Origin of the sequence: Streptomyces sp. NPDC088400, assembly GCF_044753355.1 — a bacterium.
Classification (GTDB): Bacteria; Actinomycetota; Actinomycetes; order Streptomycetales; family Streptomycetaceae; genus Streptomyces.
The window spans coordinates 193893-218631 of record NZ_JBIVMZ010000004.1 but is presented as its reverse complement, the minus strand read 5'-3'; the positions used below and the strand labels follow the sequence as shown (position 1 = coordinate 218631).

Genomic DNA, 24739 nt, shown 5'->3' with positions numbered 1-24739 from the left:
TCTTGTCGGTCCTGTTCGGCGACGTCTGATCGACATCTGTCGCCGAACAGGACTGAAGGACTTGATGAACCCAGCCAGACGCAGCACCGCCACCGCCTTGGTTCTGGCCACGGCAGGCGGAGTGCTCTACGCCACGGCCGTACCCGCCTCCGCGGCGGTGAGCTGTACCTCCCCCGTCTTCAAACGGCAGTTCTTCGCGAACACGACGTTCTCGGGCACACCCAAGAAGTCGGACTGCGACTCAGTGATCGACCAGAACTGGGGCACGGACGAACCCGCCTCCGGCGTGCCGTCCGACAACTTCGGCGTACGCTGGTCGGTGACGCGCGACTTCGGCTCCGGCGGCCCCGTCACGTTCACGGCGTCCGCCCAGGACGGCATACGGGTCTACCTCGACGGTGTCCGCAAGATCGACCTGTGGAAGAACGTCTCCACCACCGTCAAGAAGACGGTCAACGTGACGATCCCCAGCGGCAAGCACACGCTCCGCGTCGATTTCGTCAACTGGACGGGCACTGCGAACGTCAAGTACGCCTACACGCCGCGCACTTCCGCCAACCTTGACAAGGTCAAGCCCCTCACGCCTATGGGCGTGGCCGTCTCTTACAACACCGCCACCGGCACGGCCAAGCTCAACTGGTCCAGGAACAGGGAGATGGACCTCGCGAACTACTGGGTCCACCGGCGGCCAAAGGGCTCGTCGTACGGTAGCAAGCCGCTCGCGACGACCACCGCCACGTCGTACACCGACAGCACCCTGCCGAAGACCGGCGCGGCCCATTTCTACGAGGTGCGGGCCGTCGACAAGGCGGGCAATGTCTCCGGCGGCAGCGCCGACAAGCTCGTCACCACCATCGACAAGACGCCGCCCGCCGCGCCCTTCGTCGAATGGGACGTGTGCCCGTCCGACCAGCCCTACGCGGCCCCACAGCTGGTTACCACCGCGGAGAACGCCGCAGACATCGCCTGGTACGAGATGCAGCGGCTCGACGCCGTCACGACCCGCTGGAGCACCGTCTACTCCGGCGCCAAGGGCGCGATCTGCGACACCGGCTATCCGGCCGACGGCAGCAAGGTCACCTACCGGGGGCGGGCCCGGGACACCGCCGGGAACTGGTCGGCGTACTCGGCCGCCACGACGTTCACCACCCCCGACCTGACCCCGCCGGCCGCCGTCGCACAGCTCGACGTCGAGTACCGGTCGGGCGTTCCGCATCTGGTGTGGTCGCCCGTCACCGGGGCCGCCTCGTACCAAGTCCTCCAGTACAACCCGGCAACCGGCGGCTATGGCGATGCCCTGCCCGAGAACAGCACCACCACGCAGACCGACGTGGTGCCGCGCCAGCTGGCGGCCGTCGCCGACAGCTACCGGTACGCGGTGCGCTCGGTGGACGCCAAGGGCAACGCCGCCGCGCCAGTGGAAATCACGCTGAAGATGGCCGACCGGCCGGAAGCGGTCCCCGCGTTCAAGACCACCGCCCACAGGTTCGATGAGGGCGTGATGGTCGCGTGGAGCAGCGTCGACCCGTGGACCGTCGACGAAACGCCCCTTCCCACGTACAAGATCGTCCGCACCGACACCGCGACCGGCGAGACCAGCATCGTGGACAAGTGCAAGCCGTTCACCCCGTGGGACGAGCCGCTGGAGGACCCGGACACGTACTGGACCTGGGCGGACGACGATGCCCCCTTGTCCGCACGCAAGCAGGTCAACGGCACCTGCTGGGACGTCCAGGGCAAGTCGGAGACGACGTACGAGTACCGAGTCGTGACGACCGACCGGTACGGGCGTGTCTCGCGGCCCGGACCGGCCGCCACGGCGACCACCCCGGACACCGAACGTCCCGCCCCGGTGCAGGACCTGACCGCGGAACGCGTCCCACTCGGCGTCCGGCTGACCTGGACGCCGCCCGCCGATGCCGACGTCACCGGCTACCACGTGTGGCATGGCGTCACCGACCCGGACAGCGGCGAGACGGTCTGGAAGGAGAACTGCTGGACCGGCAGCTCCCTGGCCAGGACCGAGATCCTCTGTCCGACAATCCCCGACGGCGCCACCCATATCTACAAGGTGGCCGCCACGGACGGTCGGCTTCAGCACGACGACAAGCCGCTCGACGTCCTCCACCCCGCCGAGATCTCGGTCACCCTGCCCGACACCCGACCGCCGGGCTGGACGGAGACCGAGGTCCATCAGGGCCAGTACCCGAAGCTGTACGTCGGCTGCTCCGAGACCTCCGACCCCCGGGACTGTTCCCGGTTCGCGAGCTACCGCGTGGAGCGCTGGGAGCCCGCCACGGCCGCCTACGTCACCCTGGCCGAGGGCACGATGGGTGACGCCGCGTACTACATGGACACCACGGTGCACAAGGACCGGCTCGGCCTGTACTACTACCGCGTCGTACTCCTGGACGCCTCGGGCGCCGAGGCCGTGACCCGATCGACGGCGTACGGCATCTGGGACTCCTGGCTCTGACCGGCCGTGAGTCATGAGGAGGGGGCCAAAGGATCCTCCGGGCCCCTCCTCACACGCCCCTGAGCGTCAGTCCGATTGCCGATTCCGCTTGGGCAACCGCCACTCCAGCAGGTGCGGGCGGCTTATCTCTCCTCGTCCAGGACACGCGGCGAGAGGCCGTCAGCCACCTGGACCGGATACTCAAGAGGCGCTCCGATCGGGCATGATCCTGCACGTAGATGCCGAAGGCCCCCCGTAGAGAAAGTTGTTACTCAGGCTTCGGCCCGGATGTGCCAGAAGGGGGCGCGGGCTGCTCAAGGTGGGCTGCCGGCCGGTGGAGATCTGAAGTCTCAGGGCAGGCTGACCGTGCGGGACCACTCACGGTCATCGCGAACACGTCATCCGCGTCAGTGGTCTGGACTTCCCGGACTTCCAGGCGTTCGCTCCGGCGGCTGATCGGATACATACTCCGGACTCTACTCACACAGATCAGTGAGGAAGAGTGAGACTGGTGGGGGTGAACTGGGAGATCTCTTCCCGCAGTTGCTTGGCGACGGCCGCCGTACGGACCGGTCCTCGGAGGGCGCCGACCTGCTGCTCAGCCCAGTCCTCTGAGTCGAGCTGGATCAGCTCGTCTGTGAGTTTGATTGCCAACAGCCGGATCGTAAGTCAGTCCTCGGCTACTACCTCCTGGCCACGGCCTCCTCGGCAGCCACCAGAGCGCGCCCCCACGGGAAAGCCTGCGGGTCTCCCTGCTTCGGCGGGTGCGACTCGTAGCCCTCCGTGCCGTCCAGGTACCACACCCCCTGCGCCCGCAAGTCCGCGACACTCCGGGCTACCGCCGGCTGGCCGCCCTGTGCCCGGTTGAAGTACGGCATCGCCAGCACGGGCACGCCCATGTTCACGCCCTCCGACACCAGGCCGAGAGCGAGCGTGTCCGCGATCCCTGCGCCCCACTTGTTCAAGCTCGTGCTGCTCAGCGGGGCGACCAGCATCGCGTCCGCCTTCGGCAGTGCGTCCGACTCCCACGGCAGCTTGTACCGCGACCGCACGGGATGACCGGTCAGCTCTTCCAGCTCGGCCATACGCGGCTCCCACCACCGGGCCGCCGACGGCGTAAGAATCAGGCAGACGTCCCAGCCCGCGGCCTGCGCCGCCCGTACGCCATCGTCTATGTACTGGGTCGGGCCCGCTGCGCAGGCGATCAAGTAGAGCACTCGCATCGTCATGCCCGGAGTCCACACCGCTCGGCCAGAGCACGCAACTCCCCGCTCGGCACCGGCATCGCTCCCACAACGTCCGCCACCAGGTCCACGGTGGACTTCCTTCGCCGGACCTCCTCCGGAGCCAGCTTGTCCGCTCGCAGCAGAGACTTGCCCGCCTCGCTCTTACGTCGTGTCAAGAGTTGGGCGCGTGCCATCGTAATGAGGTGCTGTGCTTTCCGTTCACGCGTCAGTCCGGCAAGCGCCGCCGCGTCCACACCCTCAGCCGCCTCCAGGGCTGACCAGCCATCCTCGAAACGGGCCAGCACATCCACCCGGTGCAACCCCACGTTCGTCGGCCCGAACGCAGTCCAGTCCTCGTTCAAGTCCACGCCCTGCTGCTCGGCCACCTCGCCGGCATGGTCGACAAGGCTCGTCGCCCGAGCCACTGCGGCCGTCGACCGTTCTGAAGCAGCTGACGAGATCGCGGCGGACAGGTACAGCATCCCGAGAGTCGACAGGCCCAACGGGCCGGCTGCGGCCAGGTCTTCTTGGAGGCGGCGTGCTGCCGATACCGCGAAGTCGCGTGCCGCTTCCGGACGGCCCTGATAGGCCAGGGCCTTCGCAACTCGTCGGGAGGCCGCGCCGATTGCTACGGCGTCTCCGGACCGCTCGGCCGCGCTGAGCGCACGGTCGGCTACGAGGGCGGCCGGCACAGCAGTGCTGGAACCGTATTTATGGAGAAACGAGGCGGTCAGCTGAAGAGTGCGGGACAGCAGGGCGTGCGCCTCGCCCGCTTCAGTTTCCAAGTCTGCGGCACGCTGAGCGTTCAGCAGCAGGGCAGGCAGATCCCGGCCGAGCGCCCCGTAATGGCATGCCTGAAATGCGACGCAACAGAAGGCGAGGGCTCGGCGAAGGTCGGCGAGCGGTGGAGGCCGCTCACCGTCCTCGGTCCGGTACAGGACGTCAATCACGGCAACCGCTTCGGCGGGGGGCGTGGTCTCGGGTGGCGGGCTCGCAGGGGAGTCCATCAGGAGTTGCTCCAAGGGAATGCGCAGGACTTCAGCCGCGCGCACCAGCACCGAGAGGCGCGGGTCGACCTGGCGTTTTCCGCCTTCGAGGTCCTGCACCCAGCGTTTCGTCTGTCCCATCAGCCGACCGAAGTCTGTCTGGGTGAAGCCTCGCCGTTCGCGCCAGTAGGCGATGCGTCGACCGATGCGGCCAGTCTCCATCACTACTCCCCGTACGAGGCACGCACTTTGCGTGCTCGCCTCCGTTGTACCGCGACCTACGGTGCAGAAACAGCGGTTCCAACGGACGGGACATCATGAGCGATACAACCGAAAGTCGACTCGCACCGACGGCAGCGATCTCGCGGTGGCTGACGTCCACCACCCGACATCCCGAGATCGCCGAACAGGACTGGGCGGCCGGGCGCCCGGCGATCCTCCGGACCGGCATCCTGTACGACGCCGTGCGCATGCCCATGGAGCTGGTGCACGCAGCCGTCTGGAGCACTGTCCCGGCCGTAGTGAGCGGCGCGCTGGCCGAGGTCCTCGACGGCCCGGTGGTGTGCCACCCCGGGCAGTGGTACTACGCCCTGGTGCAGCCCGGGACGTGCGAGGTGTGGAGGGACCCGGTGTCGGTTACCCGTGGCCGGGGCGGGTGGCTCGGCATCCCGAGGGTGGACCGTACGGAGCCCGCCCCGGTAGACCCGTACTGGGCCGTGCCTGTGGAACGGATCGACCGGCTGTGCCTGCCGGCTGCGGTGGCCGAACTGATGCGCATCGGCCGGGAGCGGAGCGAAGGCGCTGGCGGTGGAGTTCACTCGGCGGCGTACGTCGCCGTACTGGAGCACACGGAAGAGTGCACCGCATGCGCCACCGCCACCTCGACCTGCGCCGTCGGCGCGCAGCTGCGTAAAGCGGAGCGGGAGGCCCGCGCGTGACCAGAAAGGACATCAACGCCCCGGCCCCGGCGCCCTTGTGCGACTACTGCGGTCATGCCCGCGACACGCTCATCGTCGTCGGCGTCGTCCACTCGGCGAGCGGCCCCGGGCGAACCATGCGCGCCTGCCCGCCATGCCGTACCGCGCGCCGCCTCCTACCCCTGGCCGACCACCCCGCCGACAGCCTCGGACTCGTACTCGTGGAACCGCGCCTCTGACCCCCGCTCGTCGCTGTCACACAGCGACGGGCGGGTGGCTACCGCACCGGCCGGTTGTCGCCCCCCGTCGGCGCCGGCCCCCGTTGTTCCCCCCTTGCGGGGGCCGTCGCGCTCGTCAGGTCAGTGCCGTCATTCTTCGTTGCGGCATGCGGCTTTACCTCGCCGCGGTTTGAGCCTTATTCACACGCGACACCGTCCCCGTCGCGGTCCAGGTGACTGCCGTAGCCAGGATCGCCGGTGCGAATCGGCGCCGCGCCCGCGGCGCGGACGGCCGAGCAGTTCGCGTAGTACGTCGACCCGCCACCGGACGAGCCGCCCGTCGAGCTGCTGCTGTCGTCGCTGTCGTCAACGGCAGGCGCGACGGTGACGCGGACGGTCTTCGTCTTCGTGACCGTAGGCGCCGGCTTCGGCTTGGCCGTGACGGTCTTGGTGGCCGCGGGTTCCGGCTCGGCGGTCTCGGTCGTGGTCGCCGTTACGGTCGCCGCGGGTGCGGCCTTCACGCTGGCGGCCTTCTCCGCCTGGGCCGGATCATCGGAGACACCGACCATCACACCCAGGAAGAACAGGGCACCTCCGACGGGGAGCAGGATCCTCTTCCTCATCCACTTCGGTCGGCTCTCCGGCAGTGCGGGCGCTATGTACGGGGTCGGGCCGGGCTGGGGCGGCTGACCCCACGGCGGCGGCTGCGACGGCGGGTTGTACGACATGAGTCCCCCTGAGTGGTTCGTGAGCGATGACCGTAACGAGAGATGTGGGCATCGTGTGACGAGTGCGCACAATCGGTAATCGAGTTGTGACCAATAAGTTGAGGGGGTACTTCCCGGGAGTCGGCCGCCGTGAGTGATCGCCGCCGTTGATGTCAGACCTCAATGCCGAAGGCCCCCAACCATGATCGGTTGGGGGCCTTCGTAGCTGTGGGCGCGGACGGTTTCGAACCGCCGACATCTGCTTTGTAAGAGCAGCGCTCTACCCCTGAGCTACGCACCCGTGGATGAAGGAACAGCGTACATGGCCGACGGGCCGGGCCTGTAAACCGATCCCGTACCGGCCCAGGGTACGGACGGGTACGGGGGCTATCCCCACCTTCGAGACGGTGGTCGGCCGGATCGGCCCCGGCGGCGCGGCTCCGTACGGTGTGGGGACACAGCCGAGACGTGTCGGCAGGCATCGCAGCATCGCCGCGGGGCCGCCCGACCAACTGGGGGACGATCACCGTGGCCGCACGCCGTAACCGCACCCGTACGCTCCTCGCCGTGGGCGGGGCCGCGCTCGTCGTGGTCTCCGTCAGTGGGTGCGGTGGCGCGGACGCCTCGGACGCGCCTGCCGAGAAGAAGTCGTTCCCCCTCAGCGGGAAGACTCTGACGATCGACGCCGGGAATTCCGCGGTCGATCTCGTGCCCGCCGATGTGAAGGCGGTCGAGGTGACCCGGCGGGTCGACGGTTGGGTGGTCATGGGGAATGGGCCTCATCCCCGCTGGAAGATGGCGGGCGGCACGCTCACGCTCGACGTGAAGTGCAGTGGGGTCGTGAGCAACTGTGTGGCGCAGCACGAGGTGAAAGTGCCGCGTGGGGTCGCGGTGACGGTGAACGGGGACAACGGGGGCGTGCGCGCCACCGGGTTCGACACCGCGTTGCGACTGAAGGCCGACAACGGGGCGATGACCGTACGGGACTCCAGCGGGCCGCTCGACCTGGAGAGCGACAACGGAAAGATCACGGCGGAGGGAATCTCGGCCAAGGACCTGGCCGTGAAGTCGAGCAACGGGGGCGTACGCATCGCATTCACCACCGTGCCCGATTCGGTGGAGGCGACCAGCGACAACGGGGGCATCGTGATCGATCTGCCCAGGTCAGATACCTCGTACGCGGTGAAGACGCGCACCGAGAACGGCAAGATCGACGTGAACGTACCGACCTCCGACACCAGCTCCCACATGGTGAAGGCGCGCACCGAAAACGGGAAGATCACTGTCCGAACCGTGAACTAACCGGCCCGTGTGTTCGTCCTTACCTGGTGGGAGAATGGACCAGGCAGGGCGAACTCGGCACGGGAGAGGGATGTGACGGCCACACACGCGCAGTCGCACACGCAGCCGCACGCGAGAGCGAAGCCGAGTGCCGTCCAGGCGGAAAGCGACGTAGACGTAACAGCGGTTCGTGCCGTACCAGCGGTGCGCGTCGGCCGTGGGGTCCGGGATGTCCTCACGCTCGTGCTGCTGCCGGTACCACTGGTCGTCGCCGCGCTGCCGGCCGCCTTCGCCGGTGGGGGTACGAGGCGCTGGTTCGGCGGTCGCGGGGAGAGCCAGCGGGCCGACGCCCAGGCGGCGAAGGACGACGCGGCGGCGGCGTTCTACGAGTTGGACACGGCCCAGCGCGATCTGCGGATCTCGATAGAGACGATCACGGCGGTGGACAGTTCGCCGGGTGCCCGTAAGGCCGTGTCGGACTTCGCCGTCCTGGGGCAGCGTATCGACGAAGTGAGCCAGGGCTACATCAGCGCCGTGGACGCGCACGACCTGGACCGCGACGACCTGGAGCCGTCGGTCGCCTCCAAGGCCCGCGGCGAGCTGACGCGGGCCAAGGACGAGCTGAATCGGGTCAAGAGCGAACTGGACCGGTTCGAGCAGGGGCTCGGGCCGCTGCTGGACAAGGCCGAGACGCAGCTGGCACGGCTCGCCCCGGCGGTGGAGCGCGCACGGCAGGCGCTCCTCGGCGCGAGCAATGCCCTCGACACGGTGCGCGCCTCCGGGCTGCGCGCGGACGAGCTGGCCACCCGTCTCGCCCAGCTCGGGCCCGAGCTGACCAGGCTCAACGAGGGCGCCGGCCGGCACGGCGTTCCGGAGACCCTCCAGCGCGCCGACCGGGTGCTCCGTGACGCCGAGGCCGTCCGTACGGAAGCCGAGCGGCTGCCGGAGCGCGCTCAGGAGATAGACCGGCGTCTGGTGTCGCTGCGTACCCGCGCGCAGGCCCTGACCAACCGCGCGGGCTCCGTGGAGCCCATCCTCAGCGAGCTGCGCCGTCGCTTCACCGCCGCCTGCTGGCAGGATCTCCAGCACGTCCCCGACCACGCCGCGACCAGCGTCCGCCAGGCCGAGGAGAAGCTCAAGGAAGCCGGCCAGGCGCGCACGGAGCAGCGGTGGGCGGACGCGACATCGCGGCTCGCTACGGCACGGGCCCTGCTGAACAGCACCGATGAGGCGGTCTCCGCAGCCGGTGACCGGCTGCAACGGTTGAACGCCGTATCGAAGGACCCGCAGCAGGAGATCGACCGCACCCGGTTCGCGATCCGGGACGCGCAGCGGCTGGCCATGACCGGGCGGAACACTCCCGAGCCCCGCCATGCCCGCCCCCTGGACGGATCCGTGGCCAGGCTGGACCGGGCGGTGGCCGCGCTGGAGGGCCGCCACCCCGACTACTGGCACTTTCTTACGGAGACCGAGGCGGTACGGGAGGCCGTGGCCCAGGTGGTCTCGGACATCCGTGAGGAGCGGGGCGCGGCGGCCGGACACGGCGGCGGCTGAATCGAGTTCGGTCCGTCGGGCACGGCGGCGGCTGAACGGCGGCTGAATCGAGCTCGGTCCGTGCCCCGGTTTCGCACCCGGTTTCGCACTCGGTCCGCGCCGTTCTGGCGCCTGTCTCACGCCTGATTCGCGCCCGTCACCAGCTCACCACCAGCCCACTTCGCCCTGATTTGTCCCCTGGTCATGGTGGGCGGATCCTGGAGGGGTACTCAGTAGCCCCATACGTACCTACACCGCCAGGAGACACAAGGAGACCGCTCATGGCCACCCAAGCGCTCCGTCCCCCGCCGCGGCGGCATGTCAGGCTCGACGAACAGCTCCCCCTCGACCACCGCCTCAACCAGGTCTACCGCATCGGGGCCGGGCTGATGGGCCTGATCCTGATCATCTTCGGAGTCCTCGGACTGATCGACAAGATCGGCTTCTTCGACACCGGCGGCGACACGGTCGCGGGCCTCAACACCAACGGCGCGCTGAGTGTGCTGTCCATCTGTGTCGGGCTGATCCTCCTCGTCGGGATGGTGGTCGGCGGGAACATCGCCTCGACCCTGAACATGGTCCTCGGCGTGCTCTTCATCGCCAGCGGCTTCGTCAACCTCGCCCTGCTGGACACCAGTTACAACTTCCTCGCCTTCCATATCCAGAATGTGCTGTTCAGCTTCGTGGTCGGGGTGATGCTCATGTTCTTCGGGATGTACGGAAGAGTCAGCGGCAGCCTGCCGCACGACAATCCGTACTGGCGGGCCCGCCACCCGGAGCAGGCGGAGCGCGAGCAGCGCGACAGGGCCAGGGGGCGCCTCGGCCGGGTGGGCGTCGGATAGGCCTAGCCGGACGGGCGTGCCGGACGGTTCAGGTCCGCCTCCGCAACGGCTGGGCGGTCGTCCGCCGGGCCGGATAACCTGCCTCTATGCCTCGTTACGAGTACCGCTGCCGCTCCTGTGGTGACACCTTCGAACTCAGCCGCCCGATGTCGGAATCCTCGGCCCCCGCGTCGTGCCCGGCCGGGCCCGACGACACCGTGAAGCTCCTCTCCACCGTGGCCGTCGGCGGAACCGCCAAGGGCGGCGCCCCCGGCCCGGCGGCCGGTGGCGGCGGAGGCGGCGGGTGCTGCGGCGGTGGTTGCTGCGGCTGATCCGCCTCGAACCGGGCCGGGCTCAGACCGGAGCGGGCTCAGACCGGAGCGGGCTCAGACCGGAGCGGGCCCGTCCGGGGCGGGCTCAGACCGGGTCAGGCCCGTCCGGGGCGGCGGCGAAGCTGAGGCGGCGGAGGATCTCCTCGCCCGCCGCGACGCCCGTCTCCGTGAGCACCTCGACGTGCGGGGCGCTCCAGCCGGAGTCGGCGAGTTCGCCGTGGCCCGGACGCCAGGCACGGTCGGCGGCCAGCAGCAGGTCGGCGTCGAGAAGCGAATCGCCTGCCGCGAGGGTGAGTTCGGCACCGGCCCTACGGGCCACCTCGCGCATCGCGGCGCTCTTCGTGAGCGGCTGCGGTACGGCGTAGATCTTGCGGCCCTGGAGAGAGACGGTCCAGCCACGGCTTCCCGCCCACTCGGCGAGTTCCTTCACCCAGCCGTCGGGCAGCAGGGCGCGGTCCACCACCAGATAGGCGAAGAGATCTTCCGCGATCCGCTCCTTGAGGAGCCACGCGGGGTCGGCGGCGGCGAGCAGATGTGCGCGGACCTCGGCGAGAGGGGCGCACTCCTCGGCCAGCCGGCGGACCACCCGCGCCTGCCAGTCGGGGTCGGACACCCCGTCGACCAGCAGATGCCCGCCGTTGGCGCAGATCGCGAACTCCGGTTCCGGACCCGGCAGATGGATACGGGCGTACTGCTCGCGGGTGCGCGTGGTCGTCGGTACGAAGACCGTGGCACGGGCGAGTTGGGCGAGCAGCCCGGCGGCCGTCTCCGTGAGATACGACAGTGGCTTGCTCTCGTACATCTCGACGCAGAGCAGCCGGGGAGCCTCGGCATCCGGCATCGGGAGCTGGAGCGCCGCCGCCGAATAGATGAGGGTGCGGTCCAGATCGCTGGCGACCAGGACCCGTGACATCGCGGACGCGTTCTCGGGTGTGTTCACGGCGTATGGGGTCCCGTCGTAAGGAGTCGCGTCGTAAGGAGTCGCGTCGTAAGAGGTGTTCACGGTGCGACCACCGCTTTGCCGTCCGCTCCGGTCGCGCCACGCGTGTACTTCGGGTGGATCAGCCCGACACAGGAGTACGGGAGTCCGTCGACCTCCTCCACGGGCACACCACGCTGCTCGGCGAGCAGCCGTACGTGGTCGAGGTCGGCGCCCGCGTCGCGCTGGGCGAGAACCTTCCAGGGAACGCGGCGCAGCAGGACGCGGGTCGTTTCCCCCACCCCCGGCTTGACGAGGTTCACGTCGTGGATGCCGTACTGCTCGCTGATCCGCTCGACCGCCGCCCAGCCCTCCCAGGTGGGCGCCCGGTCCGCCGCGAGCAGCTCCTTGACCTCGGCGTCCACGGCGTCCGTGACCTCGTCGAAGCGGGCGGCGACGGTGTCCACGAAGTAGCCGGAGACATCGGTGTCGGCCAGTTCGCGGTAGTGCTTGGCGCCGTGGAAGTCGTACGGGCCGACCAGGTCGGATCGTAGGACCGTACGGGAAATCAGCCCGGAGACGGTCGAGTTGAGGCAGGCGGAGGGTACGAGGAAGTCCTCGCGGGTGCCATAGGTCCGTACGCAGCCGCCCGGGTCGGCGAGGACCGCGATCTCGGGGTTGAAGCCGTCGAACTCGGCGAGAGCCTCGGCCAGTTCACGAGTGATCGCCCCCTTGCCGGTCCAGCCGTCGACGAAGACGACGTCGGCGGGATCGTGGTGGGCGGCGAGCCAGCGCAGGGCGTTGGCGTCGATGCCCCGGCCACGCACGATGGAGACGGCGTAGTGCGGCAGGTCCAGTCCGTGCCGCCGCTGGGCCCAGCGGCGCATCAGGACGCCGACGGGGGTACCGGCGCGGGCCAGCGAGACCAGGACCGGGCGGGGCGAACGCTCGGCGAGCACGGTCTCGGTGACGGTGCCCACGGCCCGTGCGATACGGGCGGCCGAGGTCTCCAGAGCGGATGTGAACAGCTGCTGGTACTGGGCGCTGGGCTGGTATTCGACCGGAAGCGATTCGGCGTAGTGCGCACCGCCGCTCTGGACCGCCTCCTCGCGCTCCTCCGTCGGGGCCTCCAGTTTTACGTCGGACAGGTCCTGGAGCAGCCAGCCCACGTCGTCGGGCGCGTAGGAGGAGAAGGCGGGGCCACGGAGGGGGTCGGGCAGCATGGCGAGTTCCTGCCGTTCAGCGTCGCGCGAGGGAGTGGTGGGGAGAGATGAGGAGGCGGGGAGAGACGAGGGAGTGGTCGAGAGAGCGGAGGAGGCGGGGAGAGCGGAGGAGGCGGGGAGATACGACGGGACGACGGTCAGGACCACGCGGGGTATGTGTGCGGCGAGCTGCTCCAACAGACCGCCGGGCGCGTGCAGTTCGGGAGAGTCGGCCAGGGAGTCGACCACGGCGACCACGGCGTCGAAGCCGCCGCCCGCGACGTTGTACGCGTACCGGTCACCGATGCCTTCGCCGTCCGGGAACGCCTCGGTGTCGTGGGCGGGGAAGACGAGACGGCTGCGTATCGCGTATCCGGGGTCGTCCACCGCCAGCACGGGCGAACGCGTCGTCGTGGAATACCGCACCTCGGCGTCGGAGTCGGAGGTCCGCTCCAGGGCCTCGGCCAGCCGCAGGGGGGCGTACATCAGCTCCTCGAAGCCGAGGACCAGTATGCGCCGGGCATCGCCCAGTTCGTCGGCCACGGCTGCGGCCATGGACGGCAGCGCGGACTCCAGCCGGGCCCGGTGGTCGGGGGTGAAGCCGTGACGGCCGCCGTCCGGAAGCCCGGCCGGCCAGTCGAGCACCACCCGGGACACGGCGCCGAGTTCCGTCCCGGTACCCCGCTCAGCTTCCGTCCCACTCCCGCCCTGGGCCTTCTCCTCGTACTCCGCCACCAGCGCCTGGCCCTTCTCCAGGACGCCGTCCGGCAGTTGGACCGTCCCGGTCGCCAGGGTGACCAGATCGACACGGGCCCCGATCTCCCGGGCGAACTCCGAGAGCCGCCCCTGGTCGGCCGCCGAGCGCATATCGACCAGGGCGACGATGACGTACCAGGCACGGGGGTAACGCTCGTGAAGCGAACGGATGGTGTTCAGGACGGTGTTGCCCGTCGAGAACTCGTCGTCGACAAGGATCAGCGGGCCGCCCGAGGCGAGCAGTCCGGTGTCCTCGGGCAGCAGCAGATGTGAGGTGTGGTGCGAGTGCGACTCCTCGAAGCCGCCCGACCTCTCGGCCCCCGGGACCGGGCGGCGGGTGGAGTGGAGATACGGAGCACTGAGCACGCCGTCCGCGACCGAGTGGCCCAGGCCGGTCGCCGTCTCGGCATAGCCGAGCACCACCGCCCGCTCCACGTCGGCACCCAGCAGATCCCGTACGCGCCCGCCCAGTTCGACGCCTGTCCCGTAGACGACGCCGGGATGCTGAGGCACATGCTTGCCCAGCACGTTCGAGACGAGGAGGTGCGCCCGCTTCGGGTTCCGGCGCAGGGCCAGGCCGAGCAGGTCCCGCAGCCCCTCGCCACCGGCGAGCTCGACTCCCAGCCGTTCAGCGACCCATGTCCCCGACCACACCACCATGTTGGCGATCTCTTCCTTCGTCGTATGTCCGGCCATCACCGACCCGGACCTCACTGGCCCACCCGCAGACGAACCGCCCGTCGGCGCCCCATCCCCAGGCGAACCGCCACTCGGCGACCCGGCCCATCCGGACCGTACCGGCCCGGTCACTCGGCCAGGCCGGCGGTGAGCAGCTCCACGAAGCCGACGTCCGCGCGCGCGACACCGAAGACCTCGGCCCGCTGAAGAGTGCGCTCGGCCCAGGCCCGGTGGGGCTTCACCTCGTTCATCTTGTTCGTGTACGCCGAGCGCAGCACACCTCCGCCGCCGCGCTCCGGCCGCAGGATGTCCTGGGCGTCGCTGAACTCCTCGTGACTGACGACCGACAGCGCGTGGACGGGCGGGACGTGCGAGGGATGGATGCAGGTCTTGCCCAGCAGTCCGTTGGCCCGGTCCAGCTCGATCTCGCGCAGCAGTCCGTCGATGTCGTGCTCGATCAGGGCCGTACGCAGCTCCTCGGCGCGGCCTTCGAGGAAGGGGCTGCGGCGCAGCTGCGGCTTGAACATGCGCTCCTGAAGCCGGAAGTACTCCCAGACAGGACCGGTGATCGTGAAGCCCGAGCCGTCGGCGCGGCCCAGCACATTGACCACGTCCGCGATGACCGCGGCCACGATGCGTACGTCGTACGCCGTCATGTCCGGCGACCGGCGCAGGCCGTACGCCGAGCAGAAGTCGGTGACGCCCAGGCGCAGCGCGAGCACCCGGTCGCGGTACTTGTCGACCACGTTGGCGATCCCGGTGAGTGTCGTGGTCCTGCTCTCCAGATGCAGCAGCTCGGGCGATTCGAGCACCGGCATCGCGTAGAGCCTGCGGCCGCTCACGCTCTCCGCGTCGACGAGCGCCTCCAGGAAGGGTGTCCCGCGCTCCTCGGTGAATTTGGGAAGTACAAATCCGGACAGCAGCCGGACGGCGGTTCCCAGCCTCCGTACGAGGTCGGAAATCTGCTCCGGCTCCCGGACCCGGATGAACAGCAAGGGGGCCTCGGCGCCCCGCTCCTCAAGATCCTTGAACTGCCGGACGAGGTTCGTCTCGGCCTCCTCGACCTCGGAGTCATGGATGGAATCCTCCAGGCAGAGCACCATGGAGACGACTCCGCGCCCGGTCTGCTTCACCACGTCGTCGGCGAGCCGGGGCCGGGTCGCCGGGCTGTAGAGCGTGGCTCCCAGAGCGGCCGACAGCAGCCAGGCCGGGGAGTCCGAGCTGAACTCGCACGGCTCCTGGTGGAACAGGCCCTCCCTGACAGCAGGCGAGATATGCCCGAAATGACGCATTTAAATCCCCCGTACTGCCTCATTGGCCCGTTGGTCATGTGGCCGGTAATAGTACGTATGGGTGGGTGTCAAGAGTTCCCCAGGTAGATGAAATCCCGGTAACCCGTCCGCTTCACGCCGCTGCTCTGTGCGTGCCTCCGGGCCCGCCGAACCTACGTGGACCAGGCCCACGTTGTCCGCGCGGGTACCGGGAGGGCAGGATGACCGACATGACGCACGCGATGCTGAAGGGCTCGAACGTCCCTCTCGATGCCATGGCCGTACGAGCCGTGCTGCACTGGTCCCCGGGCCCCGGGATCCCTGATGTGGATGTCTCCGCCCTGCTGCTCGGGGCAGAGGGCCGGGTGCGTTCCGACGAGGACTTCATTTTCTACAACCAGCCGCGGCATCCGTCGGGTCTGGTACGACGGCTGCCCAAGAAACAGGCCGGTGAGGCGCTGACCGATGCGGTCGAGGCCGATCTCACCGCGCTCGACGCCTCGGTCGAACAGGTGGTGCTGGCGGCCTCCACCGACGGCGCGACCTTCCAGCATGTGAACGATCTTCGGATCCTGCTGTACGACGCCGCCTCGGCCGACGGCGAACCGCTGGCCGTCTTCGACGTCCGGCCGGAGACCGGCGAGGAGACCGCCATCATCTGCGGCGAGCTCTACCGGCGCGGGGACAGCTGGAAGTTCCGTGCCGTGGGGCAGGGCTATCCGACCGGTCTGGTCGGCCTGGCCACGGCCTTCGGTATCTCGGTGGACGACACGGAAGCCGCGGACGAGCCCGGCACCGATCCGTCGGCCGATCTTTCGGCCGACCCTTCGGCCGTCACCTCGGCGCTCCCCGGGCCGTCCGCCCAGCTGCCGCCGCCACCGGCCCAGCCGCCCGCCCAGCCGGTCGGCCCGCCGGCGTACGGATACCCACAGCCGCCCCTGCCCGCGGCCCAGCCCACGTACGGCTATCCGCAGCCGGTGTCCTCGCCGCAGCCCGCCTACGGCTACCCGCAGCCGGCCGCGGCAGCGGCGCCCGCGCCCGATCCCAACTTCCGGCTGCCTCCGATGGGGCCGCAGTTCGCCCGCTGACCTCCGTGGGCGCCCGAACCTCCACGGGCGCCCACGCCGTCGCCGACAGCCGAGACGTCGCTGACACCCGGGCCGTCGCCGATGTCCGGGCTTACCCGGGTGCCCCGCTCTCGCCGGGCACCCGGGTAAGCCATGGCCGCTCCGGTCGCCGGGGACACCCCGGCGACCCCCGCTCACGGCCACCCCTCAGGTCTTCGTCTTGTAGCCACGCCCCCACTGGAGGCCCCAGCCGTACAGCCGGTCCAGCTCCGCCTGGAAGCCGTAGACGAACTTCACCTCACGCCGTACGACCAGCTCGCCCTTGACGTTCTCCAGCGAGAACACCGCACAGGACCGGGCCTCGGGAGCGTGCTCGTCCAGTTCGATCTCGACGCGCGGGCCGTTGCTCGGATACAGCGTCACCGTGGCGTGCGTACGGTCGAAGGCAGGCGTCTGGTCATAGATGTAGACGAAGAACAGCAGCCGCTTGAACTCCTCGCGGTGGTCGAGATTGACGTAGACCGTCTCGCCCGACGCGGCCCCGAACCGGTCGTCACCGCTGAGCTTGATGTACGGCGCTTCGTTGAGATCCCCCAGGAAATTACCCAGCGGCTGTACCACGCCCTTGCTGCCGTCCTTCAGTTCGTACATGCAGCCGAGGTCCAGGTCCACATTGACCACGCCCTGTGTATGGGCCTGCACCACTTCGGGCTTGAAGAGTTTGAGGGGGTTGCCCAGCAGCCGGCCGCTCTGCTTGGACCGTCCCCCGATGTCGGACGTACGCATCTGCCAGGAGAGGTTGACCCGCAGATTGCCGGTGGCCGCCCCCTGCTTGGAGAGCGAGACCGTGGGGTGTCGCTTGGTCAGCCCGATGGAGTTGGATGCGGCACTGCCCGAATCGAATTGCGATGCCCTTTGTCCCTGCCACAGATTGTCCCAGAAGGCCATGCCCACCCCACCTCTGTCGTCAACTCGCCACCACCACACGGAACAACGGGGCGGCCCGGAGGCTTCCGCCTCCCGGCCGCCCCGTTGAGAGCGTTCCCGAAAACCCCTCCGGATCACACCCCGGAGGACCGGCTCACCAGAGGGCTCACCGGAGCACGGCGTCAGACGGGCAGCGCCGTCTTGTCCTCGTCGGGATCCTTACCGGCCTGCGCCTCGATCGCCTTGTTACGGCGGACCGAGGACCAGAACGAGGCCGCGATCAGGACAATACCCACCAGACCTGTGATGACTTCGTGGATCGAGTGCTGAATGGTGATCAGCAGGATCACGGCCAGCGCACCGATCGCGTAGTGCGCGCCGTGCTCCAGGTAGACGTAGTCGTCCAGGGTGCCCTCGCGGACCAGGTAGACCGTGAGCGAACGGACGTACATGGCACCGATACCGAGACCCAGCGCCATCCAGAAGATGTGGTTCGTGATCGCGAAGGCGCCGATCACTCCGTCGAAGGAGAAGGACGCGTCCAGGACCTCCAGGTAGAGGAAGAGGAAGAACGCGGCCTTGCCGGCCAGGCCGACCGCGGACACTTCCTTGCCCTCGGCCCGCGCCTTCGCCTCTTCCTCCTGCTCGTGTTCCTCCTGCTCCTCCAGCCGGTTCTCGAAGTAGCCCGAGAGTCCGCCCACGACGAGGTAGGTGATCAGACCGGCGACGCCGGCGAGCAGCACGGTGGCCGACTTGTCCTGGGTGCCGGTGCTGGTGTGGGCGTGGGTGGCGAAGGTCAGTGCCGTGCCGAGGAGAACGATCAGCGCGATGCAGACCGACAGCATGTCGACCTTGCCGAGCTTGGCCAGCGGACGCTCCAGCCAGCTCAGCCACTTGATGTCCCGCTCCTCGAAGACGAAGTCGAGGAAGATCATCAACAGGAACATGCCACCGAAGGCCGCGATCGCCGGATGGGCGTCCGTGACCAGCGCTTCGTACCTCTCGGGATTGTCCATCGCGAGTTCGACGGCCTCGATGGGGCCGACTTTGGCACTGATGGCGACGATGACGACAGGGAAGACCAGTCGCATACCGAACACCGCGACGAGGATGCCGATGGTGAGGAAGATCTTCTGCCAGAAGGCGTTCATCTTCTTCAGAACACCGGCATTGACGACCGCGTTGTCGAACGACAGCGAGATCTCTAGGATCGACAGGATCAGTACGATCCCGAACGCCTCCCACCCCCACTGCCAGGCCGCGAAGGCGAGGCCGATCGCCGTGATGGCGAACGACCAGCCGAAGGTTTTCAGGATCACTGGCTACCCCATCTGGTGATTAACGGGTATTCCCCCGCGCAGAGTGCTGCTTTACGAAACGTTGACCCCGAAGTCTAGAGCGATGCCCCTCAGGCCCGACGCGTACCCCTGCCCCACGGCCCGGAACTTCCACTCAGCGCCATAGCGGTAGAGCTCGCCGAAGATCATCGCGGTCTCCGTGGAGGCGTCCTCGCTGAGGTCGTAACGCGCCAGCTCCTGGCCGTCGGCCTGGTTGGCCACCCGGATGAAGGCGTTGCTGACTTGGCCGAATGTCTGGCCGCGGTTGTCGGCGTCATGGATCGAGACCGGAAAGACGATCTTGTCGCAGCCCTCCGGCACCTTGGAGAGGTCGACCAGCAGGGACTCGTCGTCTCCCTCGCCCTCACCCGTCAGATTGTCACCGGTGTGCTCGACGGATCCGTCCGGACTGATCAGATTGTTGTAAAAAATGAACCACTCGTCGCCGAGGACCCGGCCGGCCTGGCACAGGAGTGCGCTGGCGTCGAGGTCGAAGTCGGCTCCGGTGGTGGAACGCGCGTCCCAGCCGAGCCCGACCAACACCTGGGTGAGGTTGGGTGCGGCCTTGGAGAGGGAGACATTGCCTCCCTTTGCGAGTGTGACGCCCATGACGGTGAGTCCTCCCCGAGGTGATGTGCTGCGAGCCGGCCGAACAGGCCTGTGCGCGCCTGACGTCATGCCCGTTCACGCCCTGTTCATGCCGCTCGTACCCGTATCGATGCATGTACGGGACGTCCCGCACCGATGCGTGTACGCGGGACGTGAGCGCGTACGGGGCGCGTGGCGCGGCCGGAGCGCCCACAACCCCCGGCAGGCGTGTCCGGCGCCGCACAACAGGAGCTGTGCGGCGCCGGACACGGAGGAACCGAGCCCGGCCGGCTCAGACGTTGACGCCGAAGTCCTGCGCGATACCGCGCAGGCCCGAGGCGTACCCCTGACCGATGGCGCGGAACTTCCACTCCGCGCCGTTGCGGTACAGCTCGCCGAAGACCATCGCGGTCTCCGTCGAGGCGTCCTCGCTCAGGTCGTACCGCGCCAGCTCGTTGTTGTCGGCCTGGTTGACGACGCGGATGAACGCGTTGCGGACCTGCCCGAAGGACTGCTGGCGGCTCTCCGCCTCGTAGATCGAGACGGGGAAGACGATCTTGTCGACGTCGGCGGGGACCGTGGCCAGATTGACCTTGATCGCCTCGTCGTCACCCTCGCCCTCACCGGTGAGGTTGTCACCGGTGTGCTCGACGGATCCGTCGGGGCTCTTGAGGTTGTTGAAGAAGATGAAGTTGCCGTCGATGGCGACCTTGCCCTCGGCGTTCGTCAGCAGGGCGCTGGCGTCGAGGTCGAAGTCACTGCCGGTGGTCGTACGGACATCCCAGCCCAGACCCACGGTGACCGCGGTCAGGTTGGGCGCGGCCTTGGTCAGCGAGACGTTTCCGCCCTTGCTGAGGCTGACTCCCACGAGTCCTCCCTATGGTTTCTCGGGTCCGGCGACCGCGGTCGGCGACTGATCCCGCGGGTCGCGCGTCCCCTGAAGCGTTGGCATCGGATCAACGACTGGATCCTAGTGACCGGTTCCCCGTCGCTGTGCGATTTCGGGGGACCCGGGTGGATTTCAGAGGGTGGCGAGCGCCTTGACGTACTGGTCGAGGTCCCTCGCGTCCGGCAGACCGTTCACCACGGTCCAGCGCACGATGCCTTCCTTGTCGATGATGAACGTGCCCCGCACGGCGCACCCCTTGTCCTCGTCGAACACTCCGTACGCGCGCGAGACCTCGCCGTGCGGCCAGAAGTCCGACAGCAGCGGGTACTCCAGGCCCTCCTGCTCGGCGAAGACCCGCAGGGTGTGGATGGAGTCGTTCGAGACGGCGAGCAGCTGGGTGTCCTCGTTGACGAACGAGGGAAGCTCGTCGCGGAGCGCGCACAGCTCGCCCGTGCAGACACCGGTGAAGGCGAACGGATAGAAGAGCAGGACCACGTTCTTCGCGTCGGGCCCCCGGAAGTCGGACAGGCGCACGGTCCGCCCGTGGTTGTCCTTCAGTTCGAAGTCCGGGGCGAGGGTGCCGACCTCGATCGCCATGGAGAAACGTCCTTTCAGGTGGCTCAACAGATGCTGTCCGATCCCATCGCGTCGATGGCATCGGATGCCGTCAGGCGCCGTCCACCCTACGCACAGGGCCCCCGCCGACGGGAGGTCGGCGGGGGCCCTCAAAAGCCGCTCGCTGGGAGCTGCTGTGTCTTGCGCGCTCGATACGGCGCTCGGCGTCAGCGCTTCGTCTTCGCCGCCTTGGGGGTGACGAGCCGGCTGGCGCTCCAGTCCTTGCCGGCGCTGATGCTCTTGGTCTGGGACAGGCCCGAGGTCTGGGCGGCCTCGTTGATGTCGCTCGGTTCGACGTAGCCGTCACGGCCCGTCTTGGGCGTCAGCAGCCAGACCGCTCCGCCGTCCTCGATCAAACCGATGGCGTCCACCAGCGCGTCCGTAAGGTCGCCGTCCTCGTCACGGAACCACAGAAGGACGGCGTCGGCCACGTCCTCGTAATCCTCGTCGACGAGCTCCTGGCCGATGACGGCCTCGATGGACTCGCGGAGCTCCTGCTCGACGTCGTCGTCGTAGCCGATCTCCTGGACCACCTGTCCGGGTTCGAACCCCAGCCTTGCGGCCAGGTTGGTCCGTTCCTCCGCGTGGTCCGCGGTCGCGCTCACGGATTGCCTCCTGATCATGTTTCGGAAAATGCTTCAGCCACGCGCGCACGCGGGGCACTGGCCGTAGTCCACACGGGCGGGACGGATCGCGCAAGTACCCGGCCGCCGAGACCGCCGAAACGGTGACGATCCGGGCCTCTTCATCGCATCTCCTGTCACTTCGATACCTACCCCTGTGACGCAGGCCATATATTTCCTCCTCCTTTGCCATGTTATGCCGTTTCAGTATGCCAATCAGAGCCGAACGACCGAACGAAACGCATAGCCGGGTTGGGCGTAAGGTTGCGATTCAAGCGACGCGCAGACCCGCGCGGAGACCGGTCTCGAACCTGGTTTTCCTGGCGAAATGCGGGTTACTCCTCAGTAGAGGTGACGTTTGCGTCGTCGCGGTACACGATGGAGACGGCGTACGAGCCCACCCCCCTCGGGGCTCCGGTGAGACACCCGCAGAACCTTCGGATCGCCGGGCCCACGCAGAACCCGCGTAGAAGCAGTATCCCGACGGCGTGCACCGCATCGATCGCGTGCGGGGCACGACACGACGAGCGAAGGAAAAGCGTGGCTTCCGGATCCGATCGCACCCCGATCATCATTGGCGGCCTTCCCAGCCAGGTCCCGGACTTCGATCCCGAAGAGACCCAGGAGTGGCTCGACTCCCTCGATGCCGCTGTCGACGAGCGCGGTCGTGAACGCGCCCGGTATCTGATGCTCCGGCTGATCGAGCGCGCGCGTGAGAAGCGTGTGGCCGTGCCCGAGATGCGCAGCACGGACTACATCAACACCATCGCGACCAAGGACGAGCCGTTCTTCCCCGGCAACGAGGAGATCGAACGCAAGGTCCTCAACGCCACCCGCTGGAACGCGGCCGTGATGGTGTCGCGCGCTCAGCGCCCGGGAATCGGCGTGGGCGGTCACATCGCCACCTTCGCCTCTTCCGCCTCCCTGTACGACGTGGGCTTCAACCACTTCTTCCGGGGCAAGGACGACGGCAAGGGCGGCGACCAGATCTTTTTCCAGGGCCATGCCTCCCCCGGCATCTACGCCCGCGCCTTTCTCCTCGACCGGCTGAGCGAGGCCCAGCTCGACGCGTTCCGCCAGGAGAAGTCGAAGGCTCCGAACGGACTGTCCAGCTACCCGCACCCGCGGCTGATGCCGGACTTCTGGGAGTTCCCGACCGTCTCGATGGGCCTCGGCCCCCTCGGCGCGATCTACCAGGCGCGGATGAACCGTTACATGGAGGCGCGCGGTATCGCCGACACCTCCGGTTCCCATGTCTGGGCGTATCTGGGCGACGGCGAGATGGACGAGCCCGAGTCGCTGGGCCAGCTGTCCATCGCCGCCCGCGAGGGCCTGGACAACCTGACCTTCGTCGTCAACTGCAACCTCCAGCGCCTCGACGGCCCGGTGCGCGGCAACGGCAAGATCATCCAGGAGCTGGAGTCGCAGTTCCGCGGGGCCGGCTGGAATGTGATCAAGCTGGTCTGGGACCGCTCCTGGGATCCGCTGCTCGCCCAGGACCGCGACGGTGTGCTGGTCAACCGGCTGAACACCACGCCGGACGGACAGTTCCAGACGTACGCCACGGAGACCGGCGCGTACATCCGTGAGCACTTCTTCGGTGACGACCAGCGGCTGCGCGCCATGGTCGAGAACATGTCCGACGACCAGATCCTGCATCTGGGCCGCGGCGGGCACGACCACAAGAAGGTCTACGCGGCGTACGCGGCGGCCAAGGCCCACACGGGCCAGCCGACCGTGATCCTGGCGCAGACCGTCAAGGGCTGGACGCTCGGGCCGAACTTCGAGGGCCGCAACGCGACCCACCAGATGAAGAAGCTGACCGTCGCCGACCTCAAGGGCTTCCGCGACCGGCTGCACCTCCCGATCACGGACCAGCAGCTGGAGGACGGCGCGCCGCCGTACTACCACCCGGGCCGGGACTCGGAGGAGATCCAGTACATGCACGACCAGCGCAGTTCGCTGGGCGGGTACGTACCGACCCGGGTCGTGCGCGCGAAGCCGCTGAATCTCCCGGAGGACAAGACCTACGCGGCGGTGCGGAAGGGGTCGGGCCAGCAGTCGATCGCCACCACCATGGCGTTCGTCCGGCTGCTCAAGGACCTGATGCGGGACAAGGAGATCGGCAAGCGCTTCGTGCTGATCGCCCCCGACGAGTACCGCACGTTCGGAATGGACTCGTTCTTCCCGAGCGCCAAGATCTACAACCCGCTGGGCCAGCAGTACGAGTCCGTGGACCGTGAGCTGCTGCTCGCGTACAAGGAGTCGCCGACCGGCCAGATGCTGCACGACGGCATCTCCGAGGCGGGCTGTACGGCCTCGCTGATCGCGGCGGGCTCGGCCTACGCCACGCACGGCGAGCCGCTGATCCCGGTGTACGTCTTCTACTCGATGTTCGGCTTCCAGCGGACCGGTGACCAGTTCTGGCAGATGGCCGACCAGCTCGCACGCGGCTTTGTGCTGGGTGCGACCGCCGGACGTACGACTCTGACCGGTGAGGGCCTCCAGCACGCGGACGGCCACTCGCAGCTGCTGGCCTCGACCAACCCGGCCTGTGTCGCGTACGACCCCGCCTACGGCTTCGAGATCGCGCATATCGTCAAGGACGGTCTGCGCCGGATGTACGGCGCGGACAGCGAGGACGTCTTCTACTACCTCACCGTCTACAACGAACCGATCCAGCACCCCGCCGAGCCGGCCGATGTGGATGTCGACGGCATCCTCAAGGGAATCCACCGCTTCAAGCGGGCCGAGCAGGGATCGATCCCGGCGCAGATCATGGCGTCCGGTGTGGCCGTGCCCTGGGCGGTGGAGGCACAGCGGATCCTCGCCGAGGAGTGGGACGTCAAGGCCGATGTCTGGTCGGCGACGTCCTGGAACGAGCTGCGCCGCGAGGCCGTCGAGGTGGAGCGGCACAACCTGCTGCACCCGGAGGAGGAGCAGCGCGTTCCGTACGTAACGCGCAAGCTGTCCGACGCGCGGGGGCCGTTCGTGGCGGTCTCCGACTGGATGCGGTCCGTACCCGACCAGATCGCGCGCTGGGTTCCCGGCACGTACCAGTCGCTGGGCGCGGACGGCTTCGGCTTCGCGGACACGCGCGGCGCGGCCCGTCGCTTCTTCCACATCGACGCGCAGTCGATCGTGCTGGGCGTGCTCACGGAGCTGGCCAAGGAGGGCAAGGTCGACCGCTCGGTGCTGAAGCAGGCGCTGGACCGCTACCAGCTGCTGGACGCATCGGCGGCCGACCCGGGCGCAGCCGGCGGCGACGCGTGACCGTAGCGGCGACGGCTTCGGCTGTGACGGCAGTGGTGGCAGCAGCGGCTCGGTAGTACGCGGGGCTGATGTGCGGCCCCGGAGGGCGGCGGAACGTGTCTGTTCCGCCGCCCTCCGG

At 68.4% G+C, this 24739-nt stretch carries 22 protein-coding genes and 1 tRNA gene; 9 read left to right on the top strand and 14 right to left on the bottom strand.

Going from position 1 to position 24739, the window contains the following annotated elements; all coding sequences use genetic code 11:
• The first annotated feature begins 64 nt into the window (after positions 1–64).
• Positions 65–2476 carry a PA14 domain-containing protein gene (locus tag ACIQD6_RS12250; RefSeq protein WP_401881129.1) on the top strand — a complete coding sequence of 804 codons (2412 nt, stop codon included), beginning with the start codon at positions 65–67 and terminating at the stop codon, positions 2474–2476.
• Between the two features lie 468 nt (positions 2477–2944).
• Here the strand turns inward: ACIQD6_RS12250 and ACIQD6_RS12245 are convergent, their stop codons facing one another.
• The 3 genes from ACIQD6_RS12245 to ACIQD6_RS12235 are packed head-to-tail and all read right to left on the bottom strand — an operon-like array spanning position 2945 to position 4889.
• Positions 2945–3109: a hypothetical protein gene (locus tag ACIQD6_RS12245; protein WP_401881127.1), complete on the bottom strand. Its 165-nt coding sequence runs from the start codon at positions 3107–3109 to the stop codon at positions 2945–2947.
• Positions 3110–3138: 29 nt separating this feature from the next.
• A complete protein-coding gene (locus ACIQD6_RS12240) occupies positions 3139–3684 on the bottom strand; it encodes a flavoprotein (protein ID WP_401881126.1) in 546 nt (181 codons plus the stop codon).
• Entirely contained in the window at positions 3681–4889 is a 1209-nt protein-coding gene (locus ACIQD6_RS12235; protein WP_401881124.1) for a helix-turn-helix domain-containing protein, read from the bottom strand. The genes ACIQD6_RS12240 and ACIQD6_RS12235 overlap by 4 nt, the downstream gene beginning before the upstream one ends.
• A 95-nt stretch (positions 4890–4984) precedes the next feature.
• Here ACIQD6_RS12235 and ACIQD6_RS12230 point away from each other — a divergent pair, with 95 nt between their 5' ends.
• Positions 4985–5605, top strand: a complete 621-nt coding sequence (locus ACIQD6_RS12230; RefSeq protein ID WP_401881122.1) for a hypothetical protein — start codon at positions 4985–4987, stop codon at positions 5603–5605.
• A complete protein-coding gene (locus ACIQD6_RS12225) occupies positions 5602–5823 on the top strand; it encodes a hypothetical protein (protein ID WP_401881120.1) in 222 nt (73 codons plus the stop codon). The genes ACIQD6_RS12230 and ACIQD6_RS12225 overlap by 4 nt, the downstream gene beginning before the upstream one ends.
• A gap of 176 nt (positions 5824–5999) precedes the next feature.
• On the opposite strand, the gene ACIQD6_RS12220 is transcribed toward ACIQD6_RS12225, so the two are convergent.
• Positions 6000–6530: an excalibur calcium-binding domain-containing protein gene (locus tag ACIQD6_RS12220; RefSeq protein WP_401881119.1), complete on the bottom strand. Its 531-nt coding sequence runs from the start codon at positions 6528–6530 to the stop codon at positions 6000–6002.
• Between the two features lie 208 nt (positions 6531–6738).
• Positions 6739–6810 (bottom strand) — tRNA-Val (locus tag ACIQD6_RS12215).
• A gap of 227 nt (positions 6811–7037) precedes the next feature.
• On the opposite strand from ACIQD6_RS12215, the gene ACIQD6_RS12210 reads away from it, so the two are divergent.
• The 4 genes from ACIQD6_RS12210 (at position 7038) to ACIQD6_RS12195 (ending at position 10476) form a co-directional block, all read left to right on the top strand.
• Entirely contained in the window at positions 7038–7811 is a 774-nt protein-coding gene (locus tag ACIQD6_RS12210) for a DUF4097 family beta strand repeat-containing protein (protein WP_401881117.1), read from the top strand.
• A 183-nt stretch (positions 7812–7994) separates the two neighbouring features.
• Positions 7995–9344: a hypothetical protein gene (locus ACIQD6_RS12205; protein WP_401881115.1), complete on the top strand. Its 1350-nt coding sequence runs from the start codon at positions 7995–7997 to the stop codon at positions 9342–9344.
• A gap of 260 nt (positions 9345–9604) precedes the next feature.
• Complete coding sequence (locus tag ACIQD6_RS12200; RefSeq protein ID WP_401881113.1) at positions 9605–10165, top strand: DUF4383 domain-containing protein; 561 nt, start codon at positions 9605–9607, stop codon at positions 10163–10165.
• Between the two features lie 86 nt (positions 10166–10251).
• Positions 10252–10476, top strand: coding sequence for a zinc ribbon domain-containing protein (locus ACIQD6_RS12195; protein WP_401881112.1), 225 nt, complete (start codon positions 10252–10254; stop codon positions 10474–10476).
• Positions 10477–10561: 85 nt separating this feature from the next.
• Here ACIQD6_RS12195 and ACIQD6_RS12190 read toward each other — a convergent pair whose 3' ends face one another.
• The 3 genes from ACIQD6_RS12190 to ACIQD6_RS12180 form a co-directional block, all read right to left on the bottom strand.
• On the bottom strand, positions 10562–11389 hold the full coding sequence (locus ACIQD6_RS12190) for an HAD family hydrolase (protein ID WP_401881707.1): 828 nt from the start codon (positions 11387–11389) through the stop codon (positions 10562–10564).
• A gap of 86 nt (positions 11390–11475) precedes the next feature.
• Positions 11476–14049, bottom strand: coding sequence for a phosphoribosyltransferase (locus tag ACIQD6_RS12185; protein ID WP_401881110.1), 2574 nt, complete (start codon positions 14047–14049; stop codon positions 11476–11478).
• Between the two features lie 110 nt (positions 14050–14159).
• Positions 14160–15323 carry an HpcH/HpaI aldolase/citrate lyase family protein gene (locus tag ACIQD6_RS12180; protein ID WP_401881108.1) on the bottom strand — a complete coding sequence of 388 codons (1164 nt, stop codon included), beginning with the start codon at positions 15321–15323 and terminating at the stop codon, positions 14160–14162.
• Positions 15324–15523: 200 nt separating this feature from the next.
• On the opposite strand from ACIQD6_RS12180, the gene ACIQD6_RS12175 reads away from it, so the two are divergent.
• Positions 15524–16390, top strand: a complete 867-nt coding sequence (locus ACIQD6_RS12175) for a TerD family protein (protein ID WP_401881106.1) — start codon at positions 15524–15526, stop codon at positions 16388–16390.
• Positions 16391–16576: 186 nt separating this feature from the next.
• On the opposite strand, the gene ACIQD6_RS12170 is transcribed toward ACIQD6_RS12175, so the two are convergent.
• From ACIQD6_RS12170 to ACIQD6_RS12145, 6 genes are all read right to left on the bottom strand, one after another.
• Entirely contained in the window at positions 16577–17317 is a 741-nt protein-coding gene (locus ACIQD6_RS12170) for a Tellurium resistance (RefSeq protein ID WP_401881104.1), read from the bottom strand.
• 161 nt (positions 17318–17478) lie between these two features.
• The gene (locus ACIQD6_RS12165; protein WP_401881102.1) at positions 17479–18615 is read right to left on the bottom strand and encodes a DUF475 domain-containing protein; all 1137 of its coding nucleotides are present in this window, start codon (positions 18613–18615) and stop codon (positions 17479–17481) included.
• Between the two features lie 51 nt (positions 18616–18666).
• Entirely contained in the window at positions 18667–19242 is a 576-nt protein-coding gene (locus tag ACIQD6_RS12160) for a TerD family protein (RefSeq protein WP_401881101.1), read from the bottom strand.
• 271 nt (positions 19243–19513) lie between these two features.
• Positions 19514–20089 (bottom strand): TerD family protein, encoded by a 576-nt coding sequence (locus tag ACIQD6_RS12155; protein ID WP_401881099.1) that lies wholly within the window; start codon positions 20087–20089, stop codon positions 19514–19516.
• Positions 20090–20242: 153 nt separating this feature from the next.
• On the bottom strand, positions 20243–20707 hold the full coding sequence (locus ACIQD6_RS12150; RefSeq protein WP_401881097.1) for a peroxiredoxin: 465 nt from the start codon (positions 20705–20707) through the stop codon (positions 20243–20245).
• 185 nt (positions 20708–20892) lie between these two features.
• Positions 20893–21330, bottom strand: coding sequence for a DUF3052 domain-containing protein (locus tag ACIQD6_RS12145; protein ID WP_401881095.1), 438 nt, complete (start codon positions 21328–21330; stop codon positions 20893–20895).
• Between the two features lie 558 nt (positions 21331–21888).
• Here ACIQD6_RS12145 and aceE point away from each other — a divergent pair.
• On the top strand, positions 21889–24621 hold the full coding sequence (gene aceE / locus ACIQD6_RS12140; protein ID WP_401881094.1) for a pyruvate dehydrogenase (acetyl-transferring), homodimeric type: 2733 nt from the start codon (positions 21889–21891) through the stop codon (positions 24619–24621).
• The last annotated feature ends 118 nt before the right edge of the window (positions 24622–24739 follow it).

Coding starts and splice junctions, on each gene's coding strand:
- ACIQD6_RS12185 (WP_401881110.1), bottom strand. CDS start 14,049: ATGGCCGGACATACGACGAAGGAAGAGATCGCCAACATGGTGGTGTGG.
- ACIQD6_RS12195 (WP_401881112.1), top strand. CDS start 10,252: ATGCCTCGTTACGAGTACCGCTGCCGCTCCTGTGGTGACACCTTCGAA.
- ACIQD6_RS12230 (WP_401881122.1), top strand. CDS start 4,985: ATGAGCGATACAACCGAAAGTCGACTCGCACCGACGGCAGCGATCTCG.
- ACIQD6_RS12235 (WP_401881124.1), bottom strand. CDS start 4,889: ATGGAGACTGGCCGCATCGGTCGACGCATCGCCTACTGGCGCGAACGG.
- ACIQD6_RS12180 (WP_401881108.1), bottom strand. CDS start 15,323: ATGCGTCATTTCGGGCATATCTCGCCTGCTGTCAGGGAGGGCCTGTTC.
- ACIQD6_RS12160 (WP_401881101.1), bottom strand. CDS start 19,242: ATGGGCGTCACACTCGCAAAGGGAGGCAATGTCTCCCTCTCCAAGGCC.
- ACIQD6_RS12240 (WP_401881126.1), bottom strand. CDS start 3,684: ATGACGATGCGAGTGCTCTACTTGATCGCCTGCGCAGCGGGCCCGACC.
- ACIQD6_RS12250 (WP_401881129.1), top strand. CDS start 65: ATGAACCCAGCCAGACGCAGCACCGCCACCGCCTTGGTTCTGGCCACG.
- ACIQD6_RS12150 (WP_401881097.1), bottom strand. CDS start 20,707: ATGGCGATCGAGGTCGGCACCCTCGCCCCGGACTTCGAACTGAAGGAC.
- ACIQD6_RS12175 (WP_401881106.1), top strand. CDS start 15,524: ATGACCGACATGACGCACGCGATGCTGAAGGGCTCGAACGTCCCTCTC.
- ACIQD6_RS12190 (WP_401881707.1), bottom strand. CDS start 11,389: ATGTCACGGGTCCTGGTCGCCAGCGATCTGGACCGCACCCTCATCTAT.
- ACIQD6_RS12220 (WP_401881119.1), bottom strand. CDS start 6,530: ATGTCGTACAACCCGCCGTCGCAGCCGCCGCCGTGGGGTCAGCCGCCC.
- ACIQD6_RS12170 (WP_401881104.1), bottom strand. CDS start 17,317: ATGGCCTTCTGGGACAATCTGTGGCAGGGACAAAGGGCATCGCAATTC.
- ACIQD6_RS12200 (WP_401881113.1), top strand. CDS start 9,605: ATGGCCACCCAAGCGCTCCGTCCCCCGCCGCGGCGGCATGTCAGGCTC.